The following is a 6,397-nucleotide window of genomic DNA, read 5'->3' as shown; positions in this document are numbered from 1 at the left end:
CGGCGGGGGGGGGGGTTTTTTGTGGGGCCCCCAAAAAGCAGCCACAACCACTCACGACCACTGTCCAGCGGAAACATCAACGATAGGGAGAAACCGATGTTCTGGATTCAGCTCAGCACGTTCGTCCTGTTCAACCTGCTGATCCTCGCCATGCTCACCACCCAGATCCCCACGCGGGCGATCGCCTTCGCGACAACGGGCCAGCACGCCGGAGGCGGCGAAGGCGCCTACACGGTCTGGCACCTCATCGCCGACATCGAAGCCGAAACCCGAGAAGAACGCGGCTCGGAACACGAACATCCCCGCATACCACCGGAATTCCCCACCACCGACCCAGACGAACCCACCGGACGCCACCACCTACGGCCCTAAAAAGCTCGTGAGCGCTCACTCCGGCCCTTACCGGAACCAGCACTCACGACACCCGAGCAGGGCCGGTGCGGCGACCTCCCTCAACCCCCACCCGCACCGGCCCACCCCGGTGACCGGGCGCGATGCCCCCGACCCCACGCGCCCGGTCACCGTTGACCAGACTCCGCAGGCCGTCGAGCACGCCCGGCCGCCCGCCGCTACATCACGAAATGCCCGCCGGGACGCGGGCGATGAAGCGGCAGCCGTCGGTGACCTGGTCTATCCGGACGTCTCCGCCGTGCGCGCGGATCAGGCCGCGGGTGATCGCCAGGCCCACGTCGCCCGGCTCGACGGAGTCGCCGATGTCCATGAGCCCTCCGCAGCCGTCGACCACGATCACCTCGATCTCGTCACCCGACACCACCGCCGTCACCGTCACCGGCTCGCCCGGCATCGTGTGCCGCACCGCGTGCATCACCAGGTTCGTCAGGGCCCGCGTCGTCACCGCGATGTCGACCAGCACCGGATCGGTCGCGCTGTCCAGGCCGACGCCGTGCAGCCGCACTCCGCGCTCCAGGGCGACCGGGAGCGCCGTCGCCAGCGCCGAATCCAGCAGGTCCGCCAGCCGGGTCGGCATCCGTTCCACCGGCGCCGCCTGGATGCGGGCCAGCTCGAAGAGGTCGCCGGTCACCCGGTTCAGCCGCTGCGCGCCGCCGACCAGGCTTTCCAGGTATCGCTCGGGTTCCTGCGCCACGCCGTCCTGCAGCGCTTCCGCCGCGGCGCGGATGGTGGCCAGCGGGGTGCGCAGTTCGTGGGAGATGGCGGTGATCAGCTCGCGCTGCGCGCGCCGCAGGTCGGCCCGGCCCTGCTCCGCTTCGATCAGCGCGTTGCTCGCGGCCGTGAGTTCTTGCCGCAGCCAGCGGAGTTCCGGCTGCGGGTAGCGGCGGGTCCAGCGGCCGAGCGCCCACCCGACCGCGCCCGACGCGAGGCACATCGCAGCCAGCGCCTTGCTCACCCTGGCCACGTCTGGTCACCCCTGAGATCTGTTCCTTCGGCGGCGGTGGCCGCTCGCGGTGCGGGTCGCGGCTCGCGCCGCCGCGGGTTCTCGTGGACCTGCCCGCGGGGTTCTCCGCGAGCGCGGTCCTTCCTGCTTTCGGGGATCCCACGCCGGGGTTCCGCCACCCGCACCGCTGCGCAAGCCACTCTCGAAACAGTCCTCAAGTGCGTTCGCCCGGTCCGGGTGGGACGGCCGGCTCTCCGAATCGTCCGTTCCATTTAACCTCCCGGCAACCACGCTCCGGGAGTCCCATGAAAAGGGGTCGGCGGGCGACGTTGTTGGGACTAACGCTCGCGCATCGCGCAGGGCAGGCTGGGAACACCGTTTCAACGCAAAGCGGATTTAGCGGTCGTTGGATCCGCGCGGTCGATGGAGGAGAGTGGCGTGGCACGGCCTGTGCTTTCGGTCCGCCCGGAGGGGCCCGACGGTCATCGGACCATCACGGCGGCATTGGAGCAGGCCCGCCCGGGAGCGGTCATCTCGGTGCACCCAGGCCGCTACCAGGAGAACCTGGTGATCACCAAGGTCGTCACCATCACCGCCGCCGAGGGTTCGCGCACCGTGGAGCTGGCCCCGGTCCGCGGCAGCGCGGTGCGGGTGGTGTCCGAGGCCGTGCAGCTCAGCGGCCTGGTGCTGCGCGGCCGCGACCCCGAACTGCCCACTGTGGACGTTCCGCGCGGCCAGGCCGCGATGGACGACTGCGAGGTCACCGGCTCGGCCTGGACCGCCGTGCTGGCAAGGGAATCCGGCTCGCTGGCGATGCGCGACTGCCGGGTCACCAACTCCTCCGGCGCCGGCATCGTCGACACCTCCGAGGCGGGCAGCGTCGTCGAGGACAGCGTGATCGAGCACCTCGGCAGCTCGGCGATCGTGATCAGCGACCGCGCCGCTCCCACGATCCGCCGCTGCGTGCTCCGCGACAGCCGCGGCAACGGAATCTGCGCGAACGCCGAATCCCGCGGCACCGTCGAGGACTGCCAGATCTCCCGCACCGACAAGCCCGCCATCGCGCTGGAAGGCTCCAGCAGCACCGCCATCAGCAACACCTCCGTCAAGGACGTGGCGATCGGCGCCTACCTGAACAGCACGGGCCGCCCGACGCTGCGGGACTGCTCGATTACCGGCACCCGGGAGCACGGCGTCGTGGTGCTCGGCGGCAGTGAGCCGGTGCTGACCGGCTGCCGCGTCGGCCGCAGCAAGGCGCACGGCCTGCTGATCACCGACAAGGCCAAGGGCAGCTACGAACAGCTGCGGGTGTTCGGCACCAAGCAGGCCGCCATCCACGTCGGGGAGTTGGCCGGGCCAAGCTTCCGCGAGACCACCGTGCACGACAGCGCGAAGGAAGGCGTGGTGCTCACCGACGAGTCGGTCGCGGAGTTCGACCGGCTCGAAGTGCGCGACGTCGAAGGCACCGGGATCAGCGTGGGCGCCGGGGCGAACCCGATGCTGCGCCGGGTCACCGTGCAGGAGGCGCGCGGCGACGGGATCGCGGTGTTCGGCGGCGGGCACGGCCGGCTGGAGGAGTCCGAGATCGGCGACGTCGCCAAGGTCGGCCTGCGGATCGGCGAGGACGCCGACCCGTACGTCAGCGGCACCGTGATCCGGGCCGCCACCGGCGTGGCCGTGGAACCCGGCGGCACCGGCATGTTCCGGGACTGCGAGGTGCGGGACTGCACCGGCGACGGCGTGACCGTCGCCGACCACGCGGAACTGACCATGCTGCGCAGCAAGATCCGCAAGAACGACGGCCACGGCGTGCTGGTGAGCAACGGCGGCCGCGCCACGCTCGACGAGTGCGAACTGGTCGACAACACCCGCGACGGCGTCCGCGTCGAGACGACCGAACCGGTCTCGGTGACCAACTGCACGGCCACCGGCAACGGCGGCTCGGGCGTCAACACCCCGAACAGCACCAGCAGCGGCGGCGACCGGCTGGAGATCGAGAACCTGGACAGCCGCGACAACGCCAACACCACCGACGCCGAGGCCGGGCCGCTGGTCGAGCTGACCGCGCTGGTCGGCCTGGACGGGGTGAAGGAGCAGGTCACGACGCTGGTGAACCTGACGGAGATGGCCAAGCGCCGCGAAGCGGCCGGGCTGCCCGCGCTGCCGATGAGCCGGCACCTGATCTTCGCCGGGCCGCCCGGCACCGGCAAGACGACCGTCGCCCGCCTCTACGGCGAGGTGCTCGCCTCGCTCGGCGCGCTGCGCAGCGGCCACCTGGTGGAGGTCGCGCGCGCCGACCTGGTCGCGCAGATCGTCGGCGGCACCGCGATCAAGACCACCGAGGCGTTCAACAAGGCACTCGGCGGCGTGCTGTTCATCGACGAGGCGTACACGCTGAACGCGCAGGAGGGCGGCGGCCCCGACTTCGGCCGCGAGGCGGTCGACACGCTGGTGAAGCTGATGGAGGACCACCGCGACGACGTGGTGGTCATCGCGGCCGGGTATTCCGAGCAGATGCAGGGATTCCTGGCGTCCAACCCGGGCCTGGCGTCGCGGTTCAACCGCACCATCGAGTTCGAGAACTACTCGGTGCCCGAGCTGGTCACCATCGTCGGGAAGATGTGCGAGGCGCACAGCTACGAGCTCGGCGAAGGCACCCGCGAGGCCCTCGAACAGCACTTCGGGCGGATGCACCGCGGCGCCGACTTCGGCAACGGCCGCGCCGCCCGCAAGCTCTTCGAGGAGATGATCGACCGGCAGGCCGTCCGGCTGGCCGCGCTGCCGGACGCCGACGGGCCGGAGCTGTCCCGGATGCTGCCCGAAGACGTGGGCGCCGAGCCGGAACCCGCGGCGGACGACAAGCCGTCGGCGCTGACCCGGCTGCGCGAGATGATCGGCATCGGCTCGGTGAAGTCGGCGGTGGAAGACCTGGTCAACCTGCTGGAGGCGAACAAGCGGCGGGCCGCCGCCGGCCTGCCGACGCCGAAGATCAGCAACCACCTGGTGTTCGCCGGGCCGCCCGGCACCGGCAAGACCACGGTGGCCCGGCTCTACGGCGAGGTGCTGGCCGGGCTGGACGTGCTGCCGACGGGCCAGCTGGTGGAGGTCGCGCGAGCCGACCTGGTCGGCAAGTACATCGGGCACACCGCGCAGCTGACCCGCGAGGCGTTCGAGCGGGCGCGGGGCGGCGTGCTGTTCATCGACGAGGCGTACACGCTCACGTCCTCCGGCGGCAACGACTTCGGCCGCGAAGCGATCGACACGCTGGTGAAGCTGATGGAGGACCACCGCGACGAGGTGGTGGTGATCGTCGCGGGCTACCCGGCGGAGATGCAGGACTTCCTGGACTCGAACCCGGGCCTGGGCTCGCGGTTCTCCCGCCACGTGCAGTTCGAGAACTACACGGCGTCGGAGCTGGTCAGCATCTTCGAGCGCACGGCGGAGACCAACGGCTACGAGTGCGGCGAGGCCGTCCGATCGGCGCTGCTGGACCACTTCGAGCAGGTGCCGCGAGACCGGAACTTCGGCAACGCCCGCTACGCCCGCCAGCTCCTGGAGTCGACGATGACCCGCCAAGCGGGCCGCATCAGCGCCCTCCAGTCGCCAACCCTCGAAGACCTCCGGAACCTCCAACCCTCCGACCTCCCCCTCTGACGGGCCCCGGGGGTCCGCAATTTCCATTGAAATCGAAGGTCCAATTGCAATGGAAATTGCGGACTCAGCAGACCCGACGGCGGCCGCCCCGGCACGGCGATCCCCTTTTGGGGACGTGTCGCCTTCGAGCGCCAGGGCATAGCTTCGGGGCGTGCGAACTTGTGCCAAGTGGGCGGCCGTTTTCGGGGTCATCTCGGTGCTTTCCGCTCCGGCGGCGAGCGCCGCGCCGGACCTGCCACCGATCACCCCGGTCCTGTCGAGCTACCAGGGCTGCCGCACGGCGTCCACAGTGGACACCAATGACATCCCGTGGGCACAGGCGATGCTCCGCCCCGACCGCGCCTGGCAGCACGCGAACGGCGCGGGCGTGACGGTCGCGGTCGTCGACACCGGCGTGGACGCGACGTCCCCGGCCCTCGCCGGCCGGGTCGCCAACGCCGGGGAGGACTGCGTCGGCCACGGCACCTTCGTGGCGGGCCTGATCGCCGCCACTCCCCGCCAGGGCGGCGGATTCACCGGCATCGCCCCCGGCGCGCGCATCGTGGCCGTCCGCGCCACCGACCAGGCGGGCAACGCCACGGCGGACGGCGTGGCCAACGGCATCCGCTCGGCGGTCGCGGGCGGGGCCCGGGTCATCCAGGTCTCGGCCGCGGTCACCGAGGGCAACGGCACCCTCGCCGCCGCAGTCCGGGACGCCACGGCGGCCGGGGCTGTCGTCATCGCGCCCTCTTCGACCGGCGACCCCGACAAGGCGGTCCCGTCGTTCCCGGGCGCATATCCCGAGGTGATCGCGGTTTCGGCGATCGCCCCGAACGGCGCCCCGGTCCGCGCCTCGGCACCCGAGATCAAGGTCGACCTCGCCGCCCCGGGCGCGATGATGACGGGCATCGGCCCGCGCGGCAACGGCCTGTTCGTCTCGGGCGGCGACGCGGTGGCGGCCGCGCAGGTCTCGGGCGCCGCAGCGCTCGTCCTGTCGTACCGCCCGGCGCTGTCCCCGCAGGAGGTGGTGCGCCGGCTGCGCGACACCGCCTACCCGCCGCCCGGCAGCGCCCCGGACCCGCTGCTCGGCAGCGGAGTCATCGATCCGGAGGCGGCGCTGACGGCGGAATTCCCCACCGCAGGGGGAAAGCCGCCCGTCGTCCCGGCAGCGGTCCACATGCCACCACCCGTGGACACGACGCCAGAGGTGACGGCGGCAGTGGTGGCAACGGCGGCGGCGGTCGTGATCGCGGCCGTGACGATCGCGGCGGCGATCATCCCCCGAGGCCGCAAGCGCGGCTGGCGCGCGGCCCCCTGAACCCACCGCCCGGGGCGAGTGCTTCCGAAACGCCGTTTTCACCCGAAGACGACGCCCCTTCGCCACGCAATCTCCGCCCACCACAGCGGTCC

The 6,397-nt window shown here is 71.6% G+C and carries 4 protein-coding genes; 3 read left to right on the top strand and 1 reads right to left on the bottom strand.

Annotated elements, in window-relative coordinates; translation table 11 throughout:
- Positions 1 to 96: 96 nt before the first annotated feature.
- Positions 97 to 372: a hypothetical protein gene (locus AB0H93_RS40940; RefSeq protein WP_358581528.1), complete on the top strand. Its 276-nt coding sequence runs from the start codon at positions 97 to 99 to the stop codon at positions 370 to 372.
- 202 nt (positions 373 to 574) lie between these two features.
- Here the strand turns inward: AB0H93_RS40940 and AB0H93_RS40935 are convergent, their stop codons facing one another.
- Positions 575 to 1,375 carry a HAMP domain-containing sensor histidine kinase gene (locus tag AB0H93_RS40935; protein WP_358581526.1) on the bottom strand — a complete coding sequence of 267 codons (801 nt, stop codon included), beginning with the start codon at positions 1,373 to 1,375 and terminating at the stop codon, positions 575 to 577.
- A gap of 417 nt (positions 1,376 to 1,792) precedes the next feature.
- On the opposite strand from AB0H93_RS40935, the gene AB0H93_RS40930 reads away from it, so the two are divergent.
- The gene (locus AB0H93_RS40930; protein ID WP_358581524.1) at positions 1,793 to 5,008 is read left to right on the top strand and encodes a right-handed parallel beta-helix repeat-containing protein; all 3,216 of its coding nucleotides are present in this window, start codon (positions 1,793 to 1,795) and stop codon (positions 5,006 to 5,008) included.
- Between the two features lie 151 nt (positions 5,009 to 5,159).
- Positions 5,160 to 6,305 (top strand): S8 family serine peptidase, encoded by a 1,146-nt coding sequence (locus AB0H93_RS40925; RefSeq protein ID WP_358581522.1) that lies wholly within the window; start codon positions 5,160 to 5,162, stop codon positions 6,303 to 6,305.
- The last annotated feature ends 92 nt before the right edge of the window (positions 6,306 to 6,397 follow it).

The organism is Saccharopolyspora sp. NPDC050642, assembly GCF_040654735.1.
Taxonomy (GTDB): domain Bacteria; phylum Actinomycetota; class Actinomycetes; order Mycobacteriales; family Pseudonocardiaceae; genus Saccharopolyspora; species Saccharopolyspora elongata.
This window is presented reverse-complemented; position numbering and strand designations above follow the sequence as displayed.

Excerpts from the sequence above, each read along its gene's own strand:
- AB0H93_RS40940 (WP_358581528.1), top strand. The coding sequence starts at position 97 with ATGTTCTGGATTCAGCTCAGCACGTTCGTCCTGTTCAACCTGCTGATC.